18 protein-coding genes are annotated in these 21,902 nt (G+C 64.5%); 6 read left to right on the forward strand and 12 right to left on the reverse strand.

What is annotated here, in order from left to right:
• Positions 1-239: 239 nt before the first annotated feature.
• The 5 genes from ribD to AC1PLU_RS18845 all read right to left on the reverse strand — a co-directional run bounded on the left by ribD (position 240) and on the right by AC1PLU_RS18845 (position 4,406).
• Positions 240-1,334: a bifunctional diaminohydroxyphosphoribosylaminopyrimidine deaminase/5-amino-6-(5-phosphoribosylamino)uracil reductase RibD gene (gene ribD, locus AC1PLU_RS18825; RefSeq protein WP_481106965.1), complete on the reverse strand. Its 1,095-nt coding sequence runs from the start codon at positions 1,332-1,334 to the stop codon at positions 240-242.
• The gene (locus AC1PLU_RS18830) at positions 1,331-1,816 is read right to left on the reverse strand and encodes a GNAT family N-acetyltransferase (RefSeq protein WP_481093538.1); all 486 of its coding nucleotides are present in this window, start codon (positions 1,814-1,816) and stop codon (positions 1,331-1,333) included. The genes ribD and AC1PLU_RS18830 overlap by 4 nt, the downstream gene beginning before the upstream one ends.
• Positions 1,813-2,337, reverse strand: coding sequence for a transcriptional regulator NrdR (nrdR, locus tag AC1PLU_RS18835; protein ID WP_006453216.1), 525 nt, complete (start codon positions 2,335-2,337; stop codon positions 1,813-1,815). The genes AC1PLU_RS18830 and nrdR overlap by 4 nt, the downstream gene beginning before the upstream one ends.
• 102 nt (positions 2,338-2,439) lie before the next feature.
• A complete protein-coding gene (glyA, locus tag AC1PLU_RS18840) occupies positions 2,440-3,693 on the reverse strand; it encodes a serine hydroxymethyltransferase (protein WP_205392435.1) in 1,254 nt (417 codons plus the stop codon).
• A 209-nt stretch (positions 3,694-3,902) separates the two neighbouring features.
• Positions 3,903-4,406: an RcnB family protein gene (locus tag AC1PLU_RS18845; protein ID WP_168957105.1), complete on the reverse strand. Its 504-nt coding sequence runs from the start codon at positions 4,404-4,406 to the stop codon at positions 3,903-3,905.
• 224 nt (positions 4,407-4,630) lie between these two features.
• Between AC1PLU_RS18845 and ettA the strand changes: the two genes are divergently transcribed.
• A complete protein-coding gene (gene ettA, locus AC1PLU_RS18850) occupies positions 4,631-6,292 on the forward strand; it encodes an energy-dependent translational throttle protein EttA (RefSeq protein WP_006452559.1) in 1,662 nt (553 codons plus the stop codon).
• A gap of 175 nt (positions 6,293-6,467) precedes the next feature.
• Here the strand turns inward: ettA and def are convergent, their stop codons facing one another.
• Positions 6,468-6,983 (reverse strand): peptide deformylase, encoded by a 516-nt coding sequence (def, locus tag AC1PLU_RS18855; RefSeq protein ID WP_180314169.1) that lies wholly within the window; start codon positions 6,981-6,983, stop codon positions 6,468-6,470.
• Between the two features lie 624 nt (positions 6,984-7,607).
• Between def and AC1PLU_RS18860 the strand changes: the two genes are divergently transcribed.
• Both AC1PLU_RS18860 and AC1PLU_RS18865 read left to right on the forward strand, forming a co-directional pair.
• Positions 7,608-8,021: a post-PEP-CTERM-1 domain-containing protein gene (locus AC1PLU_RS18860; RefSeq protein WP_481106966.1), complete on the forward strand. Its 414-nt coding sequence runs from the start codon at positions 7,608-7,610 to the stop codon at positions 8,019-8,021.
• Positions 8,014-9,672, forward strand: a complete 1,659-nt coding sequence (locus tag AC1PLU_RS18865; protein WP_481106967.1) for a PA domain-containing protein — start codon at positions 8,014-8,016, stop codon at positions 9,670-9,672. Before AC1PLU_RS18860 ends, AC1PLU_RS18865 begins: the two co-directional genes overlap by 8 nt.
• A 61-nt stretch (positions 9,673-9,733) precedes the next feature.
• Here AC1PLU_RS18865 and pncB read toward each other — a convergent pair whose 3' ends face one another.
• From pncB to AC1PLU_RS18895, 6 genes are all read right to left on the reverse strand, one after another.
• Positions 9,734-10,915 carry a nicotinate phosphoribosyltransferase gene (gene pncB, locus AC1PLU_RS18870; protein ID WP_006452555.1) on the reverse strand — a complete coding sequence of 394 codons (1,182 nt, stop codon included), beginning with the start codon at positions 10,913-10,915 and terminating at the stop codon, positions 9,734-9,736.
• A 136-nt stretch (positions 10,916-11,051) separates the two neighbouring features.
• The gene (locus AC1PLU_RS18875; protein WP_481106968.1) at positions 11,052-12,020 is read right to left on the reverse strand and encodes a glycoside hydrolase family 113; all 969 of its coding nucleotides are present in this window, start codon (positions 12,018-12,020) and stop codon (positions 11,052-11,054) included.
• On the reverse strand, positions 12,002-13,303 hold the full coding sequence (locus tag AC1PLU_RS18880) for a hypothetical protein (RefSeq protein WP_481108555.1): 1,302 nt from the start codon (positions 13,301-13,303) through the stop codon (positions 12,002-12,004). The genes AC1PLU_RS18875 and AC1PLU_RS18880 overlap by 19 nt, the downstream gene beginning before the upstream one ends.
• A gap of 49 nt (positions 13,304-13,352) precedes the next feature.
• Entirely contained in the window at positions 13,353-15,260 is a 1,908-nt protein-coding gene (locus AC1PLU_RS18885; protein ID WP_233381197.1) for a glycosyltransferase family 2 protein, read from the reverse strand.
• A gap of 12 nt (positions 15,261-15,272) precedes the next feature.
• Positions 15,273-16,313 carry a hypothetical protein gene (locus tag AC1PLU_RS18890; protein ID WP_481106969.1) on the reverse strand — a complete coding sequence of 347 codons (1,041 nt, stop codon included), beginning with the start codon at positions 16,311-16,313 and terminating at the stop codon, positions 15,273-15,275.
• Positions 16,314-16,442: 129 nt separating this feature from the next.
• Complete coding sequence (locus AC1PLU_RS18895; RefSeq protein WP_481106970.1) at positions 16,443-17,282, reverse strand: glycosyltransferase family 2 protein; 840 nt, start codon at positions 17,280-17,282, stop codon at positions 16,443-16,445.
• A gap of 392 nt (positions 17,283-17,674) precedes the next feature.
• Here AC1PLU_RS18895 and AC1PLU_RS18900 point away from each other — a divergent pair, with 392 nt between their 5' ends.
• The 3 genes from AC1PLU_RS18900 to pnuC all read left to right on the forward strand — a co-directional run bounded on the left by AC1PLU_RS18900 (position 17,675) and on the right by pnuC (position 21,846).
• Entirely contained in the window at positions 17,675-18,832 is a 1,158-nt protein-coding gene (locus AC1PLU_RS18900; RefSeq protein WP_481106971.1) for a phosphotransferase enzyme family protein, read from the forward strand.
• A 32-nt stretch (positions 18,833-18,864) separates the two neighbouring features.
• On the forward strand, positions 18,865-21,033 hold the full coding sequence (locus AC1PLU_RS18905; protein ID WP_481106972.1) for a TonB-dependent receptor: 2,169 nt from the start codon (positions 18,865-18,867) through the stop codon (positions 21,031-21,033).
• A 237-nt stretch (positions 21,034-21,270) separates the two neighbouring features.
• Positions 21,271-21,846 carry a nicotinamide riboside transporter PnuC gene (gene pnuC, locus AC1PLU_RS18910; RefSeq protein WP_481106973.1) on the forward strand — a complete coding sequence of 192 codons (576 nt, stop codon included), beginning with the start codon at positions 21,271-21,273 and terminating at the stop codon, positions 21,844-21,846.
• The last annotated feature ends 56 nt before the right edge of the window (positions 21,847-21,902 follow it).

Raw genomic sequence — 21,902 nt, forward strand, 5'->3', positions numbered from 1 at the left:
GGCGTGTCCCGCGATGGTGGGCGGGCAAGGGCCCTGCAGCGAGATCGCAGATCAACGCTCTACAACTGATCCGCGCAACGTCCTTACGAAACGAGAAACTTCGCGCTGGCAAACCGAAGTCATTGCGGCAACCAGGAGCTTGTACTTCATGCAAGGCACGTCGCACCCGCAAGCCAACGCCAATCAAGCGACACCTGCGAGCCGATCCGCCCCGAAACATCGAGCGCGCTATGCAGCACTCACTCGGCGGTAAGAGGCACGTAACGCAATCGTAGATCCTGACCGAGCTGGCGCACGTCGAGCAGTTGCAAGGGATGGCGCTGCGCCATCGTTTCGATGCCGAGTCCGGCGAGCAGCGGTCTGGCGGTATCGCCTAGTAAAACCGGCGCCATGTAGACCAGCAGTTCGTCGACCAGGCCGGCGTGCAGCAATGCACCGCTGAGCATCGCGCCGGCTTCCACATGCACCTCGTTGATCCCGCGTTCGGCGAGCGACGCCAAAACGGCAGACAGATCGAAGCGGCCCGCGTGCAGCGGCATCGCAACGAACTGTGCATCGTCGAGCGATGGCGGCAGCACATCATCGCCATGCACATAGAGCGTCGGCGCATTGCCTTGACGAATGTTCTCGCACGCCAACGTGCGCAAACCGGCATCGAGCACCACGCGTAACGGCGGCACGAAAGGCGTGTCGTCGCCCAGCCGCACGGTCATGGATGGATCGTCCGCCAGCACCGTGCCTGCGCCAGTGAGAATCGCGCCGGCACGTGCACGCCAGCGCTGCACATCCGCACGCGCATCTGCGCCGGTGATCCATTTGGACTCGCCGCTGGCCAGTGCGGTTCGCCCATCCAGGCTGGCGCCGAGCTTGACCCGCAGCCACGGCCGGCCACGTTCCACCCGCGACAGAAACCCCTGATTGAGCACGCGTGCCTGTGATTGCATGACACCGCTCAGCACCTCGATCCCGGCTTCGCGAAGCAACGCAAAACCGCCGCCGTTGACCTGCGGAAACGGGTCAGCCATCGCCGCGACCACACGCCTCACCCCGGCCTCTATCAGGGCCAATGCACACGGCGGCGTGCGCCCGTAATGCGCGCACGGCTCCAAGGTCACATAGGCGGTGGCACCGCGCGCCAGCGCGCCGGCTGCGCGCAACGCGAACACTTCCGCGTGCGGGCCACCAGCGCGTTGATGAAACCCTTCGCCCACGCACACGCCATCGCGCACGATCACACAGCCCACCATCGGGTTGGGGCGCGTGGTGTACGCACCACGCTCGGCCAAACGCAGTGCCTGCGCCATCCAGCGGTGGTCGTCGGCCGTTGCGCTCATTGCAGTGCGGTTTGCGGTTCGATGCACATCACCACGATCTGCATCGGCCCCAGCAGTAATTCCGCATGCGTCTGCCAGCCCAACCGCTGATAAAACGGCACCAGCACCGGTTGGCAATACAGGTACAACGCACTCACGCCCAATTGCGCGGCGGCTTGCACGCAATGCGCAACCAGCGCTTCGCCGATGCCCTGCCCGCGCGCCTGCGGCTGCACGTACAGCGATGCCAGCCACGGCGACCACTGCCGGATACGCGCGTCGTCGTTCTCCAGCAGGCTCACCGAGCCCAGCCACTGCGTCTGATCGAGTGCCACCCACGTCGTCGGGATCACGCCATCGCGGGTGTGGCTGCGCAACTCGCGCAATGCCTCATCGAAATCCCAATCCGGCAACAGACTGCCGAAGGCCTGCAGATGCGCCTGCGCGATGGCCGGCAGATGCTCCGGCGTGTCGGCCACACAGGCGATGCGTAATGCGTTCACCGCTTGCCGGGCTTGCCGGCACGCTCCAACGCCGCTTCCAGCAGCGGCAACTGCTCGATGCCGACCGGAAGCTCGCGTTCGAGCTTTTCGATTTCCTCGCGGAAATCGGCCACGTCCTGGAAGCTGCGATACACCGAGGCAAAGCGCACATAGCCCACGTGATCGAGCTTGCGTAGCTCGACCATCACGTATTCGCCCACCCGCAGCGAGCCCACTTCGCGCTCGCCGGACATGCGCAGCTGATGCACCACCGCACGCACGGCCGCCTCGATCTGTTCTTCGGACACCGGACGCTTTTGCAGCGCGCGGTCGAAACTGGTGCGCAACTTGCGCGCATCGAACGCCTCGCGCCCACCGTCGCTCTTGACCACGGTGGGCAGCTTGAGTTCGATCGTCTCCAACGTGCTGAAACGCTCACCGCACGCCTCGCACTCGCGGCGGCGACGAATCGTCGTGCCGTCTTCGGACACGCGCGAATCGATCACGCGGGTGTCGTTGTGCTGGCAAAAGGGGCAGTGCATCAGGGCGCCGGGAGTGGGAAGTGGGGATTAGGGATTGGCAACAGCAGGAGCAAGGACGCGCTTGCCGCGCATCCCCAATCTCCAATCACCAATCCCGGCACCTCAGCCATACACCGGATACTTCTTGCACTGCGCGGTCACCGCGTCGCGCACCTTCGCCAGCACCGCTTCGTCGGTGGGAGCGTCGAGCACGTCGGCGATCCAGTTGGCCAGATCAATGCTGTCCTGTTCCAGATAACCGCGGGTGGTGATCGCCGGGGTACCCAGGCGCAGGCCCGAGGTGACAAACGGCGAACGCGGGTCGTTGGGCACTGCGTTCTTGTTGACGGTGATGTGGGCCTTGCCGAGCGCGGCTTCTGCGTCCTTGCCCGACACGTCGCGGCCGATCATGTCGACCAGCATCAGATGATTTTCGGTGCCGCCGGAAACAATCTTGTAGCCGCGCGCGATCAGCGTGTTGGCCATGGCCTGGGCGTTCTTCACCACCTGCTGCTGGTAGGTCTTGAACGCAGGTTCCAGCGCTTCCTTGAACGCCACCGCCTTGGCCGCGATGACATGCATCAGCGGGCCGCCCTGGATGCCCGGGAACACGATCGACTGCAGCTTCTTCTGCAGTTCTTCGCTGGCGCCCTTGGCCACGATGATGCCGCCGCGCGGGCCGCGCAGCGTCTTGTGGGTGGTCGAGGTGACCACGTGCGCATGCTCCATCGGGCTCGGATACACGCCGGCAGCGACCAGGCCGGCCACGTGCGCCATGTCCACGAACAGATACGCACCGACACTGTCGGCGATGGCGCGGAAGCGCGCCCAATCGATCTTCTGCGAATACGCCGAGAAACCCGCCACGACCATCTTCGGCTTGTGTTCGGTGGCCAGGCGCTGGACTTCGTCATAGTCGATCAGGCCCTGCTCGTTGACGCCGTACTGCACGGCGTTGAACAGCTTGCCGGAGACATTAACCTTTGCCCCGTGGGTCAGGTGGCCGCCATGCGCAAGGCTCATGCCCAGTATGGTGTCGCCGGGCTGCAGCAGCGCCAGATACACCGCCTGGTTGGCCTGCGAGCCGCTGTGCGGCTGCACGTTGGCGTAGTCGGCACCAAACACCTGCTTGATACGCTCGATCGCCAGCTGCTCGGCAATGTCGACGAACTCGCAGCCACCGTAATAGCGCTTGCCCGGATAGCCTTCGGCGTATTTGTTGGTCAGCTGGCTGCCCTGGGCTTCCATCACCAGCGGGCTGCAATAGTTTTCGCTGGCGATCAGCTCGACGTGATCCTCCTGGCGGCCGGCTTCGTCGGCGATGGCCTTGGCCAGTTCGGGGTCGTAGGTTTCCAGTCGGACGTCGCGCGAGAACATGCAGAGCTCCGGGGCAGCTGTTGCCAGTAGGGGCGCAGATTGTAAGCCCCCGCATGGACAGGTGACCAATTGCGATGCTGGCACGCCCCACGCACCATGGCGCCCGCGCCTTCAAAAGACAAAGGCGCACCGGAGTGCGCCTTTGTGTGATGGTCCGCCCGCTTGCCGGGCCGGACCAAGCCGATCGCCAACACGCCGATCGCCAACGCTTAGTTGTTGAGCACCAGATCAGCGATCACGCCGGTTGCGATGGCCACCAGCAGGAAGTTGCCGGTGTTGTCGCGTTGCCAGCGATAGCCGCGCGGCGGGTAGCGCAGGTTGTAGCGGTCGTAATCGTTGACCACGTAAATCGGACCCTGATAGCGGTGACCACGCACATAGGCCGGACGGCCGTAGTAGACCGGCGCCGGTACGTAGGCATACCCGCCACGGTCGTAGTGGCGATCACGGTAACGCGCGTCGCGATAGCCCTCACGGTAGCCATTGCCGTAGTAGCGGCGATCCTGGCGCCAGTCGCGGCGGTCGGCCTGGCGGTCGTCCCGCCACTCACGACGGTCGTTGCGATGGTCGTCGCGACGATCATTACGCCAGTCGCGGTCATGGCCGCGGCGATCGTGGTCGCGGTCCCAGTCTCCGGCGAATGCGGCCGGTACCACGGAGCCAAGCGCCAGGATGGAGGAAAGCACAACGGTAACGATGCGTTTGCGGTTCATGACAGCTCCTGTTTGCGATGTCGCAACTGCATTAATGCGCCCGGCGCCTTAACGCTTTCTTGCTGGAATCGGTTACGAAAACGCCCATTCAGGTGACAAGTAAGCTGCCGTTTAGCCGCAACCCTGCTCCCGCGTGCCAAGGCACTTGCCCGTATAATCGGCGCAATCCCTTTTCCGCTGCCTCCGGCCTCGGCCGGCGGGCTGCCTGCGTCCACGGAGTCCCCATGTCGCAATACATTTACACCATGAACGGCGTCAGCAAGACGGTGCCGCCGAAGCGCCAGATCATCAAGGACATCTCGCTGTCGTTCTTCCCGGGCGCCAAGATCGGCCTGCTCGGCCTGAACGGCTCGGGTAAATCGACCGTGCTGAAGATCATGGCCGGCGTGGACACCGATTTCAGCGGCGAAGCGCGCCCGCAGGCCGGCATCAAGGTCGGTTATCTGGCGCAGGAGCCCGAACTCAACCCCGAGCACACCGTGCGTCAGGCGGTGGAAGAAGGCGTCGGCGAAGTGCTGCAGGCCCAGGCCGCGCTGGACAAGATCTATGAAGCCTACGCCGAAGAAGGCGCCGACTTCGACAAGCTGGCCGCCGAGCAGCAGCGCCTGGAAGCCATCCTGGCTGCCGGCGATGCGCACATGGTCGAACAGCAGTTGGAAGTGGCCGCCGACGCGCTGCGTCTGCCGCCGTGGGAAGCGCTGATCGGCCCACTGTCCGGTGGCGAAAAGCGCCGCGTGGCGTTGTGCCGCCTGCTGCTGCAGAAGCCGGACATGCTGCTGCTCGACGAACCGACCAACCATCTGGACGCCGAATCGGTCGAATGGCTGGAACAGTTCCTGGCGCGCTACACCGGCACCGTGGTGGCGGTGACGCATGATCGCTATTTCCTGGACAACGCCGCCGAGTGGATCCTGGAACTGGACCGCGGCCGCGGCATCCCGTGGAAGGGCAACTACACCGACTGGCTGACCCAGAAGGACGAGCGCCTCAAGCAGGAAGACAACCAGGAAAAGTCACGCCAGAAGGCGATCCAGAAGGAACTGGAATGGTCGCGGCAAAACGCCAAGGGCGGGCGCACCAAGGGCAAGGCGCGTCTGGCCCGGCTGGAAGAACTGCAGTCGGTGGATTACCAGCGCCGCAACGAGACCAACGAGATCTTCATTCCGCCGGGCGAGCGCCTGGGCAATGCGGTGCTCGAGTTCAAGAACGTCACCAAGAAGTTCGGCGACCGCCTGCTGATCGACAATCTGAGCTTCCTGGTGCCCGGTGGCGCGATCGTCGGCATCATCGGCCCCAATGGTGCCGGTAAGTCGACCCTGTTCAAGATGATCACCGGCATGGAGACCCCGGATTCGGGCGAGATCGTGCTCGGGCCGACCGTGAAGCTGGCCTACGTGGACCAGAGCCGCGACAAGCTGGAAGGCAACCACAACGTGTTCCAGGAAATCGCTGGCGGCCTGGACATCCTCAACATCAACGGCGTGGAGATCCAGTCGCGCGCCTACATCGGCCGCTTCAACTTCAAGGGCCAGGACCAGCAGAAGATGGTCGGCTCGTTGTCCGGTGGTGAACGCGGTCGTCTGCACATGGCCAAGACGCTGTTGCAGGGCGGCAACGTGCTGCTGCTCGACGAACCGTCCAACGACCTGGACATCGAAACCCTGCGTGCGCTGGAAGATGCGTTGCTGGAATTCCCCGGCAACACCTTCGTGATTTCGCATGATCGCTGGTTCCTGGATCGCATCGCCACGCACATCATCGCCTTCGAAGGCGACTCGCATGTGGAGTTCTTCCAGGGCAACTACCGCGAGTACGAAGAAGACAAGAAGCGCCGCATGGGCGACGACGCCGGTCCCAAGCGTCTGCGCTTCAAGGCGCTGAAGTAAGCAAGAGCGGCCAACAAAACTGCTGCGCTCGCCGCCAGGCGACTGCTCGCTACGTTTTGTCAGCCACTCGTAAGACTAAGGGCGCCGAAAGGCGCCCTTTTTACGTGCGGAGTGCAGTTGCGTATCGCGTCGACGAACCGCGTCGTCGAGGATGAAGCGCACGTTGGTCGCTGCGTCACAGCTCGTAAGACAGCACGTCTTCGAAGCCAAAGGTGTCGAAGTTTTCGATGCGCGAGGGATACAGGCGGCCGACCAGGTGATCGTATTCGTGCTGCACCACGCGCGCGTGGAAACCTTCGGCCTCGCGTTCGATCGGGCTGCCATCCGGCGCAAAGCCGCGATAGCGAATGAAGCGATAGCGTGGAATCACCGCGCGCAATCCGGGAATGGACAGGCAGCCTTCCCAGCCGTTTTCCATCTCCTCCGACAGCGGTTCGATCTGCGCATTCGCCAATGCGGTGCGCGGCACCGTCGGCGCTTCGGGGTAACGCTCGCTGGCCTCGAAACCGAACACCATCAATTGCAGATCCACCGCGATCTGCGGTGCGGCCAGACCCACACCGCGCGCATCGTCCATGGTCTCGAACATATCGGCCACCAAGGTGTGCAGCTCGGCGCTGCCCAGGTTGGTGACCGGTGGCGCCACGCGCAGCAGGCGTTTGTCGCCCATGCGGATAATCTCGCGAATCATCTAGCTGCTCCCGAAAAACGTGACGGGATTTTAGGACCTGTTCGGTAGGCGTAGGTGAGGTTCGGGATTGGGGATTGGGGATTGGGGATTGGGGATTGGCGGATTCGCAGCTGGGACATCGGATACCGCTGCGTTGGCACTTCGCGTTTTGATCTCAGTTGGCTGCCCGGCTCGGTTTCCTTCTCCGGCAGAGACGGGCTTCGCTCGTACCCTCATCCGCCCCTTCGGGGCACCTTCTCCCGATGGGAGAAGGAATCAGCTGTCGGAGCCTTGGCCTGCTGCCGGAGTGAAGGAGACAGCGTTGTCGATGCGAGGCGTTGCACGGACCAAAGCCGGCTTGCTGTTCATCAGCCGCACACCAGCCGCCCAGCACTCGGTTCGCGTCAAAAATCCGACCAATCCGGGCCCGGCCGCTGCTGAGTTATCCAAAAAATATCCCATGGCAAGCGACTGACTGACTGTTTCAGGTCACCGCTTCGCATTCAGTGGCTTGCATGTCAAAAGATTGACACAAGTCACGGATTCATGATTCAGTCATGAACAGACTGAAACGGAAGGATCCCCCGAATGCCGGTGTCTGCACGGCATCCCTTTTCCCCTGTTGGACTCAAGGAAACCCCAACGATGATGAGCTTTCGCAAGCCCGGATGGATGCTGTCCGGCGTGTTGTGTGTTGTCTGCCTGCCGGCCCTGGCCGTCGCGCAGGAGGCCGCAACCAGCAGTTCCAAGGTCGGTATCGACCTCGCCACCGGCAAGCTGCGCCCGCTGACCGACGCCGAGAGCGCGGCGCTGGATCAGCAGGCTGCGTCGTCGGCCCGCAGCAGTGCTGCCCGCACCACGGTTCCGCAGACCGAAGCCGCCGCGCGCGCAACCGAGCGACGCCTGCCCAACGGCACCGTGGCGCGCAAATTGCCGGCCACGCAGATGAGTTCGCTGGCCGCGACCCGTCAGGCCGATGGCCGCATCGTCATCGAACACAGCAACGACGCCGACACCCAACCCGCCCACGCCGAGCACGGAGCGCTGCCGCATGAATAAGCCCTTGTTGCTGTTGTCTCTGGCCGTGGCCGCCGCCATCGCGCCGCTGCACGCAAGCGCCGCCAACGTCACGCTGATCAATGGCGATGCCGGCACCAGCGTCGGCTTGAACGATCCCACCACCGCAGCGCCATTGGGTGGCAATCCCGGGCGCTCGGTGGGCGAACAGCGCCGCATCGCCTACCAGTACGCCATGGACCTGTGGGGTGCGGTGCTGCAGAGCAACGTCGAGATCAAGGTGTATGCCTCGTTCGCGCGGCTGACCTGTACCGCCACCGGCGGCACGCTGGGTCAGGCCGGCCCGAATTGGATCGTCAACGATTTCCCCGGTTCCAAGCCCAATACGCTGTATCCGTCCGCGTTGGGCGATGCGATCGCCGGGCAGGATCTGGTGCCCGATCCGAACGATCCGGCCGACGTGTTTTCGCAATTCAACGGCGACCTGGGCAAGGAAGATTGCCTGGCCGGCTCGGGCTGGTACCTGGGTCTGGACGGCAAGACGCCCGAAGGCCAGATCAACTTCCTCAACGTGGTGATGCATGAGATCGGCCACGGCCTGGGAGCGGCGGGCTTCCTCAACAAGACCACCGGTGTGCTCGGCTCGGGCACCGGCCTGACCGACGTCTACACCGCGCAAGCCTACGACAACGTGCAGAACAAGCGGTTCGACGACCCCACCATGACCAACGCATTGCGTGCAGAAGCGATGCGCACACCGGGTCGTACGGTGTGGGCCGGCACGCGCGTCAACCGCGAGGCGGCGTTGATCCTGGATCCGCGCACCTTGCTGCGGGTGACCGCACCGGCCAGCGCAGCCGGCAAGTACGAAGTGGGCTTTGCCAGCTTCGGGCCGCTGGCCAGTGCGGCCAATTTCCCGGCCAAGTCGGTGGTGACGGTCAACGATGGCGTGGCGGCACCGTCGGCCGGCGATGGCTGCGAGACGCCGTTCGCCAATGCGGCCGCTGTGGCCGGCAAGGTGGCACTGATCGACCGTGGCACCTGCGCGTTCGCGATCAAGGTCAAGAATGCCCAGCTCAACGGCGCGGTGGGCGTGATCGTCGCCAACAACGCAGCGGGCGTGCAGACCATGGGCAATGCCGCGCCGCCGATCACCGACATCACCATCCCGGCGATCATGGTGTCGCAGGCCGATGGTGCGCGTCTGAAGAGCAGCACCGCAGTGGTCGCGGCGTTGTACGAAGATCCCGAGCTGTTGCAGGGCACCGACAGCGAAGGCCGTACACGCTTGTACGCCCCCAGCGTGGTGGCCGGTGGTTCGACGTTCTCGCACTTCGATACCGACCTGCAGCCGAACGCGTTGATGGAACCGTTCGATACGCCGGAAGTGCAGGCGCATTTGAACATCGACCTGACCCCGGCGATGTTTGCCGATATCGGGTGGACCTTGAACCGAGGGCTGGCCAAGCTCGGCAGCTGCAACACGCTGGTGCCGACGCTGGAGACCGGCGGATTGATTCCCGGCGCGAACATCTCGGCCGAAAGCAGCCTGTGCAAGACGCAGAACGCGGGCAACCGTCTCGGTTACCTGACCTGCATGGACGAGCACGCGCGCGAATTGCAGAACCAGGGCGCCATCAGCCGCGTGCAACAGGCGTCGGTGTTCGTCTGCGCCACCAAGGTGCGTCCGTAAACAGCAAGAGTCACTGCATGTGATGCGAGCGGCGCCGAAAGGCGCCGTTCGTTTATCTGCATCACGCTGATTCCGGTACCGGCGGCAGCCCGAACACATCGCGCAGATAGCGCAGGTAGCCGGGGTCGTCGCACATGCTCTTGCCGGGCGAATCGCTGAGCTTTGCCACCGGCTGGCCATTGCAGCGGACCATCTTGATCACGATCTGCAGCGGCGTCGGCCCCAGGTCGTTGGTGAGGCTGGTGCCCACGCCGAACGCCAGCCGGCAGCGGGTGTGGAAGTGCGCGTACAGCCGCATCACCTTGTCGATGTTGAGGCCATCGCTGAACACCAGCACTTTGGTCGCGGGGTCGATGCGGTGCGCCTGGAAGTGCGCGATGACCCGCTCGCCCCAGTCGAACGGGTCGCCCGAATCATGGCGCATGCCGTCGAACAACTTGCAGAAATACAGGTCGAAATCGCGCAGAAACGCGTCCAGCCCGACCACATCGGACAACGCGATACCCAGATCGCCGCGGTACTCGCGCGCCCACGATTCCAGCGCCGCCACCTGCGAATCGCGCAGCCGCGGCCCCAGCGCCTGGAAGGCCTGCAGATACTCGTGCGCCATCGTGCCCAGCGGGGTCAGGCCGTAGTGCTTGGCGAAATAGACGTTGCTGGTGCCGACGAACTGTTCGCCCAGGCCGTCGCGCAGCAACGGCAGCAACTCGCCGTGCCACTGCTGCGAATAGCGGCGACGGGTACCGTAGTCGGCGATCTTGCAGCCGGCCGGCATGCTGCGCAGGCTGCTCACCTTCTCGCGCAGGCGGCTGCGGCCTTGCTCGAAATCCGGCTCGGAGGTGTTGCGGAACCACACCTCGTTGATGATCGCCAGCAACGGCACTTCGAACAGGATGGTGTGCAACCACGGGCCACGGATGGTCAGCTCGATCTCGCCCGGATGGGTGGTCGAGGCCGACAGCTGCAGATACTTGCGATCCAGATGAAACAGCGCCAGGAAGTCGGCAAAATCCGGCTTGATGAAGCGCAGGCTGCGCAGGTACGCCACTTCGTCCTCGCGTAGCCGCAACCGGCACAACGCATCGATCTCGCGCGAGATCTCCTCGATGAACTGCGCCAGATCCACACCGGGCGTGCGGCACTTGAAGCGGTAGTCGACCTGCGCGGCCGGGTGTTGATGCAGCACCGCCTGCATCATGGTGAATTTATACAGGTCGGTGTCGAGCAGCGAGTGGATGATCATGCCGCCGGATTATGCCCGTAGCGGCGATCGCGCTGCGTGCAAGCCAATCCGATGCCCTGGGCGCCGCCGCGCTGCAAGGGCAGCGCAGCGGCAGTGCGCTGGGCGAACTACATCGGCGATACCTAGGCAATGGCGCTCAGCGCGCCAGCACCTGCTGCGCCGGCTTGCCCTGCACGGTGAAGTCGCTATCGCCCGGCCCGCCGGCCTTGGGATCGGTGTACCAGCACCACAGCGCGATGCCTTCCACGCCATGCGCCTGCAGCACCTTGCGCCACTGCTGCAACACCTGCAGTTGCAGCCGCGTATCGACCGCGGCGGCACGTTGTTCGGGGCTTTCCCAGGGCGCGGCCAGGCTGCCGCGTGCAGAGCGCAGGCCCAACTCGGCCACCCACACCGGTTTGCCCACGCGTTGTCCCAGCTGCTGCAGGCGCTGCGCAGCGGCGTTCATCTCTGCCGTGCGCGTGGCGGCCGCGTCGGACAGACGCGGATACAGGCTGGTGCCCACCGCATCGAACAACGCCCAGTAGCGGAAGCTCTCGGCATGCTCCATGCCGTCGGCCACGTACAACACTTTGCCGCGATAGACCTTGCGGACTTCCGCCACCAGGCCGGGCCATTGCGGCGCGTCCTGCAGCTTGCGCAATTCGGTGCCGATCACCAGCGCTTCGGCGTGTTCGTCTTCGGCCAGTCTGGCCAGCGGCAACAGCGCGTTCTGATACGCGGCAAACCAGGCCGCCTGATCGGTAGGCTCTGTATCGCCCGCCCAATGGCCCGGAATCCACACATGCACCTTGAGCGTGGTTTGCAACCCGGCGCGGTGGCTTTGGCGCAATGCGGCGCGCATGGCTTCCACACTGCTGTCGCTGCCGAGTACCGGGTCGTTGGACTGCGGATTGGCCTGCCACACAAACGCCACCAGCAGCGCCTTGCTGGCACCGGTCTTGGCCAGCGCGTCCAGCGACTGCGCCGCAGACGCGCTCTCCCACGGCGCATTCGCCGACACCTTGACGTTGGCGCCCATCCACGTCGATGCGTCCGCGTTGCATCCGGTTGCCAGCATGCACACGCCGGCCAACAACACGCTACTTAGAACGCGTTTGAACATGCGGCAGAGGCCTCGCTGGTCAACGGTGTCGTAGGATGCGCGCACTCCGTTGCACCCAGAGTTGCCGTGCGCTTGCCCGGCTGCACGACCGTGTCCGTCGCAGCGCCGGACGACGCGCCATCGGCAGCAACACGCGTTGCCGCAGTGGCATCAACCTTAGCCATGGCGGCATCTGCCGGCTGCACCACAGCGGCATTCGCTGCTGCAGGCGCCACTGTGCGACTCGCCGGTAGCGACACCGGCGCGGCCATCACCAGCGCCTCGCCCTGCAACAGCGACTGCGCATCGGCAGGCGCTGCACGCAGCCAGCTACCCCAGCCCTGCGGCTGCACCCACGCCGCACCGACCAGGCCAAGCAACAACAAGCCAGCCGCCTGGCTGCGCTGATCGGCGCGCAGCGCGCGCAACAACAACGCCGCCGGCACCCACAGCAGCAACAAGGCATCGAAGCCGGCCCAGCCGAAGGCGAACGACAACGCCGCCGCACAGACCACCGTGCCGGCACTGGCCACCACGCCGCGCGTGAGCGCGCCACTACGGCTGCGTGCCAGCAACGCCAGGATCGGGAAGCACACCGCCGCCGCCACGCCCCAACGCACGGCCGGCAACCAGCCTTCTGCATGCTCCGCCAAGGGCAACGGCAGTGGATGCGCACCCTGCGCGATGCTGGACAGCGTCGGCCACGGCGCATTGAACACGGTCAGATTGACGTAGGCCCACATGCCCACCAGAAACGCGAACGGCAAATAGCACACCAGATAGAACGAGCCCGGCGCCTTGCGCAGCATCTGCGGCGGCATCACCAGCAGCAGCCACGGCGCCACCATCGTCGACAGCGCCAGGGTCTGCAGATCCAGGCACAGTAGGATGCACAACCAACCGGCGATACGCAGGTAAGTGAAGGCCTCAACCGGCGTCTGCAAGCGCCGCAGGGTGCGGCACAAGCCATAGAACGCGAGCAGGCCCACCGCCTGGCTACCACCTGCGGCGATCGGCAGCAGGAACATCGGATTGCAGCCCACCAGCAGAGTCAATCCGCTGGCCCAGCCGCGTCCGAACACGCCGGCCAGATCGCGCCACAGCAGCGACAGGAACAGCGCATTGGCAGCCACCGCCACGAACGGCCACACCTGGAACGGCAGGTTCCAGCTGTGCAGCCCAAGATCGATCGCCCACGACAACAGCCCGGTCGCCGGCAAGCCTGCACCCGGCGCCATCGCCGGTGCGGCCGTGCCCACCGACTGCACCAACAACGGCTGGCTCAGCAGCGACAACGCCACCACGGCGACCAGAAACGCTGGTAGCCCGCTGTCGCGACGCGGTGTGACCGATTCACTCGTCGAGTGCGGCGCGACGCTCGTTTTCCGAATGCTTGCTGAGGCCATGAGTGGTCTTCTCCCAATAGAACGGATTGTGGATCAGCTGCCAGAGACCCTTGTAAGCGGCGATCGACTGCAACGCCCAATAGAACGGCACCGTCAGCGCGTAAGGCGCCAGCTTGAAGTAGTCGCGCTTGAACGCAGCCACCAGCGTGATGTAGATGAAAAACGCGTTGGCCAATAACAGATTGACCAGCGAGATGGTGGCCAGCCACGGCGGGAAGAAGCGCTCGAACGCGTTTGTTCCGGTGACCGCCCAGACCAGATACAAGGCCCACAACACCGGCACGCCCAGCGCGGTAAAGAAGCCGCCGCCGATGAAGAACTGAAAGCCCCAGAAGCCCTTGAACCCGGTGCTGCGATACAGATGCACCGGGTCGCGCATGTGCACCAGCCAGGTCTGCATATAACCCTTGAGCCAGCGCGAACGCTGCCGGATCCAGTTGGGAATGCTGACGTTGGCTTCTTCGAACGTGGTGGAGTTCACCACGTTGACGCGATACCCGTTCTGGATCAGCCGCACGCCCAGATCGGCGTCTTCGGTGACGTTGTACGGATCCCATGCGCGCACCTGGCGCAACACATCCAGACGGAAGTGATTGGAGGTGCCGCCCAGCGGAATCGGGATGCGCAGGTATTCCAGCGCCGGCAGGTAGAAGTCGAACCAGAGCGTGTACTCCAGCGTGAACATCCGCGTCAGCCAGTTCTCGTCGGCGTTGTAGTAGTTCAGGCGCGCCTGGATGCACACCACATCCTTTTCGGCCTTGCGGAATGCCGCCACCACACGCTTGAGCTGATCCGGCTCGGGCTTGTCTTCGGCGTCGTAGATGGTGAGCAGCTCGCCACGCGCAAAATGCAGCGCGTAGTTGCAGGCCTTGGGTTTGGTCTTGGGCTGCGACGGCGGCACCCGGATGATTTCGAAGAACGCTTCCAGGCCGAGTTTCTTGGCCGCATCGATGGTGTCGAAGTCGTCTGCTTCCAGTACCAGCTTCACGTCGAGCTTGCTGATCGGATAATCCAGCTTGCGCAGCGCGTTGGCCAGAATCGGCAGGACTTCCGGCTCCTTGTACATCGGCACCAGCACGGTATAGACCGGCAGGTCGTCGTCGCGCAGCGCGGCCACTTCGTCCTCGGTGACCTTGATGTCGATGCGGTGGCGCGAGCCGAACCACACCAGCAGCAGCTTCAGTCCGAACGTCGCAAGGAACCCGAGCGCCACCAGCACGTTGACCGTGATCAACGCCGGCACCGGGAACAGCACGAGCGCTGTGACCAGCACCGCAGCGATCGCCCATAGCGTGAACTTCTGTCCGCGCGTCACCACCTGGCGTGCCGAATAGGTCGGCGCATGCGCGGCGAGCAGGTTCAGTGCGTTGTCGGTGAGCTGCTCGTCGGCGTAGCGCTGCAGGCTCCAGATGATGTCGAACTTGGCAGTACCGACAAACCGCACCTCTTCGCCGTAGTGCGCGCGCGCCCAGGCAAACAGCGCCGGGTCGGGATCGGCCACCGCCAGCACCAGCACGCCGTCTTCGCGCCGCCACGGCAACAGCAGACGCTGCGCATAGCTTTCCAGATCGCCGGGGGTGAGCAGGTCCGGATCCGGCGGCTGCTGCACCAAGTCGATGAACTCAAGACCGAAGTGCGCGGCGACGATGGCGTAGAACCGCTGCGCCGGCACGCCGCGCTGGGCCAGGATCACATCGCCCAGACGCGAGTTCCAGCGTTGCTGCAAGGCCAGCGCCGAGCGCAGCTGTTCGTCAGTGATGACGCCTGCCGTGACCAGCGCGCGACCCAACAGACCGCGTTCGCGGCCGATGTCCGGTGCCCGTCCCAGCGCTTCCATTTCGCAGGTGACCGTCATTGTCATGTGTCCTTAGAACCGCCACCAGGCGGCCACGAATGGCCCGCCTGCAGCAGCGGTGTTGCGGCCCATCACCGGCTGCTGGTACCCCACCTGCCACTGGCTGCCGCCGGGCGCGGTGTACAGCGTGGACAGCTGCAGCTTGGTGAGGTCGTAGTTGGTGCCGGTGGCGACGTAGCCATTACCCGTGGCCAGATCGGTAACAACATTGGCGTTGTTACGCCCGTTGCCCAGACCCTGGATCACATTGACTTCGCCGAGCAACAACCAGCTCGGGGTCAGGCTCAGACCGGTGGACGCGTCCACCCGCACTTCGTCGGAGGCAGCGCTACCGCGCAGGCGCACTGCGCCGCCCAGATCGACGTAACCGTTACGCCCGCCCAGCGTGTAACCACGCCCACGGCTGTAACGCAGCTCCAGGCCATAGTCGCCAAGGCCGAGCGCAGGATCGGAGTTTGCGCCGGGAACCGGAGTGGGATGGTAGGTCTTGCTGCGGCCATAGGCCGGGATGCTGACCAACGCCTGCACCGAACTGCGCCAGACATCGTCCTGCGCGCTCGGCAGCGCGTAGCGCAGGCCGATTTCCTGATCGGCAAGACCGGTGGTGCTGGTTTGCTGCCGACCGTTGACAGTGTCGTAATTGCTGAAACCGACGTCGGTGAAATAGAAATTGCCGATAAAGCTGAGCTTGTCGGTCAGACCATGCTCGACGTAGACATTCAGCTGGTCCTGGCGGCTACGCCCGTTTCCATCGAATTGTTGGCCGTCACCGAAGGTGGTGCGGTGATGGCTATCGTCGAACCAGCCACGGCCATCGCTATGCAGCGCCTTGACGATCACCAGCGTGTCGCCCTGCGGCTGGGTCCAGGCACCGGCCAACGCCGTGCCTGGCAACGCGGCCAGCGCACAGCCCAGCGCAAGCGCCGAGGCAGATGCCAGCGGCAAACGGCGGAGGTTGCGAGTGAGGCGCGGCTGTAAAGCAGCCGAGCCGGAGTGCGGCAAGGCGAGGCACGACTGACGTACCCGCAAGCGCGGGTCGTTCTGTAAAGACATTTGTACGATTCCTGATGGGGGACCCGGAAGGGACAGGAAGCTAGGGATTGATCACACTTCTAGGCGAAACGTATCACAGTTTCGGCCTGCCGCCATCACTGATTTATCACAAATTTAACACTGGCGAACTCATCTCTTTTGCAACAAACGCGGTACCTGCACGGCGGCGTGGGTCCAAATGGCAAGCCAGACGCCGAGCCGGGTCGCAAGCCCGCGTTGACCGGCCTCGAACTTGCGGAAATAGCGCCACAACCCGCGGTGCTTATGCCATTCGACGAAGAACGGCCGCGCCCGGCTGGAGACGCCGCGCACGTGCACCACCTGCAGATCGTTGGCCACCGCGACCAGCGCACCGGCCTGGCGCGCGCGCCGGCACAGGTCCAGATCTTCGGCGTGCAGGCGGTAGTCACCATCCCAGCCGTCGAGTCGGTCGAACAGGCTGCGTTGCATCAGCATCAAGGCCCCGGAAATGGCGTCCACAGGCTGCAGCGCCAGCGCCGGGTCGGCTGGCACCGCCAACTGGGCGGCGGCACGCGGCGCGCGCAGCATCGCGGCAAAGTCCGGATCGCGGCGGCGCACTGCGGCATCCGGCTGCCCCTGTTCGTCCACCTGTTCCACGCCCAACAGCACCGCCGGGTGCCCGACCGCGCGTGCGCGCAGCTGCACCAGGGTGTCGGGTTCGACCATCAGGTCCGGGTTGATGAAGACCAGCCAGGGCGCTTGCGAGTCGCGGGCGCCTTGATTGCAGGCGGTCGCAAAGCCGGGGTTGTCGGGATTGGCGATGAAATGCACCCGCGCATCGGCCAGCGCATGCCGCTGCACGACCTCCAGGGTGTCGTCGCTGGACGCGTTGTCGACCACCCGGATTTCGCTGATGCCCTCGGCCGCGCGCAACCGCGACAGGCAGGCATCGATGGTGCTGCTGCTCTGATAGGTAACGACAACGGCGGCGATCTGGACAGGTGTCATCCGGCAATTATCCCGTGCCAAGGCCGCGCAGCGCCATTGCCATCTCCATCGCCGTCGTCGCTGCCGCCGCTCCTGCAAGGCCGGCATGACGGCCGCCTGCTTGAGCAGGCATACTGCGCGCCCGAAAGCCGCCAGGCGGTTTTCGGTAGCGCCGCCTGCGGCGCACCCCCTACACCTGATCCATGAGATGACGGCCAGCGACCTTTCGGTGTTGCGCTGCCTTATCAATCCATGCGTCGCGACCGCCTGATGGCGCGCGCGATGCAACGACGGCCTGGCAGCGCCGTCTGTGTCGTTGCTGGCGTGCGCGCCGGGTCTGGTGCATCGGCCCCGCTCTTTTGGTCTATACCACTGACGCTTCCTGTCAGCGCTCTCTTGCCGAGCGTGTGCCCATGAGCACCGAGCATCAGGTGCATGGCATGAGCCTGGAATTGGCGCTGCCAGACTGGCCGATGCTGACCGCCGACGAGATCCATCGCGTGTTGCAGCGCGTGTCCGGCCACGCCGGTGGCGAGGTGATCCGCTGGCATAGCGCACGCCCCTTTTCCGCCGCTGCATGCGTGGACACCGCAACCGGCACGCTGATCGTCAAACGTCACCACTGCCGCGTGCGCACGGTCGCTGCGCTGCGCGAGGAACACGTCTTCATGGCGCATCTGCGCTGGGCCGGCGCGCCGGTGGTCGAGGTGCTGCACGATGCCCAGGGCCGCACCGCATTGACGCAAGGCGATTGGGTCTACGAAGTGCAACGCGTCGGCGCCGGGGACGATCTGTACCGCGATGCGTTGTCGTGGACCGCGTTTCACAGCGACCAGCATGCGTTCGCAGCCGGTGCCGCCTTGGCACGCCTGCATCTGGCAGCACAGGGATTCGACGCGCCGCCGCGCGACACCAGCGTACTGGTCGCCAACTTCAGCGTGTTTGCGCAGGCAGACCCGATCCAGGCGCTGGAACAGGCACTGTTGTCGCGTCCTGGCCTGGCCGCCGATTTTCAACAGCGTCCGTGGCGCAGCGATCTGGCCGCACATCTGCTGCCCTGGCACGCACAGGCATGGCCGTTGTTGTCGGCACCGGGGGCGATGCCGCCGCTGTGGACGCATGGCGACTGGCATGCCTCCAACCTGTTGTGGCGCACGCAGGACGGGGACACCGAGGTCAGCGCGGTATTCGACTTCGGCCTGTGCGATCGCAGTTTTGCGTTATTTGATCTGGCCACCGCGATCGAACGCAATCTGATTCCGTGGCTGAATCTGGACAACGGGCAGCGCGCGCAACCGCAGCTGGACCAACTCGACGCACTGCTGGACGGGTACGCACAGCACTGTCCACTGGACGCTGCGCAACTGCGCCTGCTCGCCGCCTTGCTGCCGATCGTGCATGCCGATTTCGCCTTGAGCGAGATCGAATACTTCGCCGGCATCACCCGCTCGGCCGGCAACGCCGACATCGCCTATCACCGTTATCTGCTTGGCCACGCGGACTGGTTTGCCAGTGCCGATGGCCAGCGTCTGATCGAACACCTGCACGCACGTGCGCGCCGTTTGCCATGAGCGTTTTTCTTTCTTCTTTTCGAGTCTTGCGCATGCCTGTGTCCCCCACCACCCTGCTCTCTCGCTGCCCGCTCGCGCTTGCACTGGCGCTGTGTATCGCAACACCGGCGTTGGCGCAGCAGCAACCCGACGACGCAGCGGTCGAACTGGACGCAATCAACGTGCGTGGCGAGCGTGCTGATGCAAACACTGCATTGACCGGATTCGGTGCCACGCGCCTGCTGGATGCACCGGCCTCGATCGCGGTGTTCGATCGCCAGCAATTGCTCGATCGTCAGGCACGCGTGCTCAGCGAGGTCTTGCGCGCCGATGCCTCCGCAGGCGATGCGTATGCGCCGATCGGCTACTACGAAAACTTCGTGGTGCGTGGCTATTCGCTCAACGCCGCCAACAGTTACCGCATCAATGGCCTGAGCGCGGTGGGCGAGCAATCCATTGCGCTGGAAAACAAGCAGCAGGTGCAACTGCTCAAAGGCCTGGCCGGCCTCCAATCTGGAGTCAACGAACCGGCCGGGTTGATCGACTACCGCACCAAGCGGCCCGAGCATGTGCGCAGCGTGACCCTGGGCACCGACGAGCAGGGCTCGCGCTATGTCGCGGCCGATCTGGGCGACTGGTTCGACGCCGAGCGCACGCTGGGTGTGCGCGTCAATGCCGCGCGCGAAGACATCAACAGTTATGTCGACCATGCCGATGGCTACCGCAATTTCCTCTCGCTGGCCGGCGACTGGAAGATCAGCCCGCAATCGCTGCTGCAACTGGACGTGGAGTACCAGCATCGGCAGCAGCGCTCGGTGCCGGGCTATCAGCTACTCGGTGGCACGCAGGTGCCGCGCGACATCGATGTGCGTCGCCTGCTCGGCTACCAGCCGTGGGCGCGGCCGGTGGAGATGGACTCGCTCAATGCGCAGCTGCGTTACGCCTACCAACTCAACGACAACTGGCGCGCGACTGCCGAGGCGTCGCGCAGCCGCTCGGTGATCAACGATTTCTCGGCCTTTGCCTGGGGCTGTTATGGCGCGGCCAGCTGCGCCGACATCGTCACGCCCAACTTCTTCAGCGCGCAGGGCGAGTACGACGTTTACGACTACCGCAGCCCCGACGACACCCGCGTGCACGATCAGGTGCGCGCCACATTGGAAGGCCATTTGGTCACCGGCATGCTGGATCACCGTCTGAGCATCGGTGGCGATTGGTTACGCCGCACCATCGAGCGTTTCGGCTCGGTCAACGAATTTGTCGGCAGCGGCAGTATCGAGCGCGACCCGGAGGTGTTTGCACAAACCGACGTGGCACTGGACCCGAAGCAACGCCGCCTGGATAGCCGTCAACGTGCCCTGGTGTTGGCCGACCGGATTGGCTTCGGTTCGCAATGGGAGCTGTCGCTGGGCGCGCGTTATGTGCGGCTGGACGAGCGCGCGTTCGATCGCGACGGGCTACTGGAACGACGCACGCGCAAGGACGCAGTGCTGCCGCAGGCGGCGCTGCTGTTCAAGCCGCAGCAGCAGGTGGCGTTGTATGCCAGCTACGCCAAGAGCCTGGCAGCCGGCGGCGCCGCACCATGGTTTGCCGACAATGCCGATGAAATCCTGCCGCCCACCAACGCGTATCAGCTGGAAACCGGCGCGAAGATCGAGCTCGATGGCCTGCGTCTTGGCGCGGCACTGTTCGACATCCGCCAGGCCTACCAGTTCACCCAACCGCAGGCCGACGGTGGCCTGCTCTACGTGCAACAAGGCCGCCTGCACAATCGCGGCCTGGAGCTGTCGGCCGATGGCGCGGCCACCGAACAACTCCGCATCTTCGCCAGCGTTGCGGCGATCCGCTCACGTGCAGAAGACACCGACATTGCCGAGTACGAAGGCCATCAGGCGATCAATGTGCCCAAGCTGCGCGCCAGCGTGCAGGCCGACTACAGCGTGCCCGGTGTCGATGGTTTGGCGCTGCTGGCAGGCGTGCAATACAGCGGGCGCAAGTTCGCCGATCGCCTCGGTAATGCCAGCGTGCCGGCCTACACGGTGGCCAATCTGGGCGCACGCTACGCCACTGCACTGGGCGGCTTGGCAACGACCTGGCGCTTGAACGTGGACAACGTGTTCGACAAGCGCTACTGGCGCGATAGCGGTGAATACCAGGGCGATGCGTATCTGTTTCCCGGCGCGCCGCGCACTGCGCGATTGACGGTGCAGGTGGATTTTTAAAAAAGCGTGCTCCCCCATCCGCCCTGCGGGCAGCTTGCTCCGTGGGCGCGGGAAGAGAACAGCATCGGCGTTGTTGGTTTGGGTCTTTCTCTGGCGACATGCGGGCAGCTGCGATCTGACCCTGGTGTGCACTGCAGCTGCAATTCGCGCAGTGAACGACCTCCACCGTCTGCACGCACTGTCGCATTCGCATCTTCCTCCCTTGCCGCCACTGATCCACTTTCCATCAGGCTTTGCATGTCACTGCTCGAATCCATCGCCGTCGTGATCAACCTGCTGGGCGTCTGGCTGACCGCGCGGCGCATCCGCTGGTGCTGGCCGGTCGGCATCGTGGCGGTGGCGCTGTACGCCTGGCTGTTCTATCAGTGGAAGCTGTACTCGGACATGCTGCTGCAAGGCGTCTACGTGCTGACCCAGCTGTACGGCTGGTGGCACTGGCAGCGCGGAACCGCCGCAGACACACGCATCCGTCCGTTACCGATGCCGCACGCGGAACTGTGGGTGTCGCTAGGCATCGGCGCACTGTTTGCCGCAGCGCTCGGCGCCTACATGCATCACCGCACCGATGCTGTGCTGCCGTGGCTGGATGCGGCGCTTGCCAGCTTCAGCCTGGTGGCCAGCGTGTGGGCCGCGCGCAAACGCATCGCCAACTGGGTGCTGTGGATCGTGCTCGATTGCATTTACATAGGCGTGTTCGTCAGCAAAGCGCTATACCCCACTGCCCTGCTCTACGCCGGTTTCGTGCTGCTGGCGGTGTATGGATGGCGTAGCTGGAACACCCAACAGAGACAGAACCCGGCAGGCATCGACTGAGCCATGTGCGGTTTGTGGGCGCGTTCTTCTTTACCATCGCAACATGCATCTCTTTC

The sequence above is a fragment of the Xanthomonas sp. NCPPB 2933 genome, assembly GCF_056725225.1.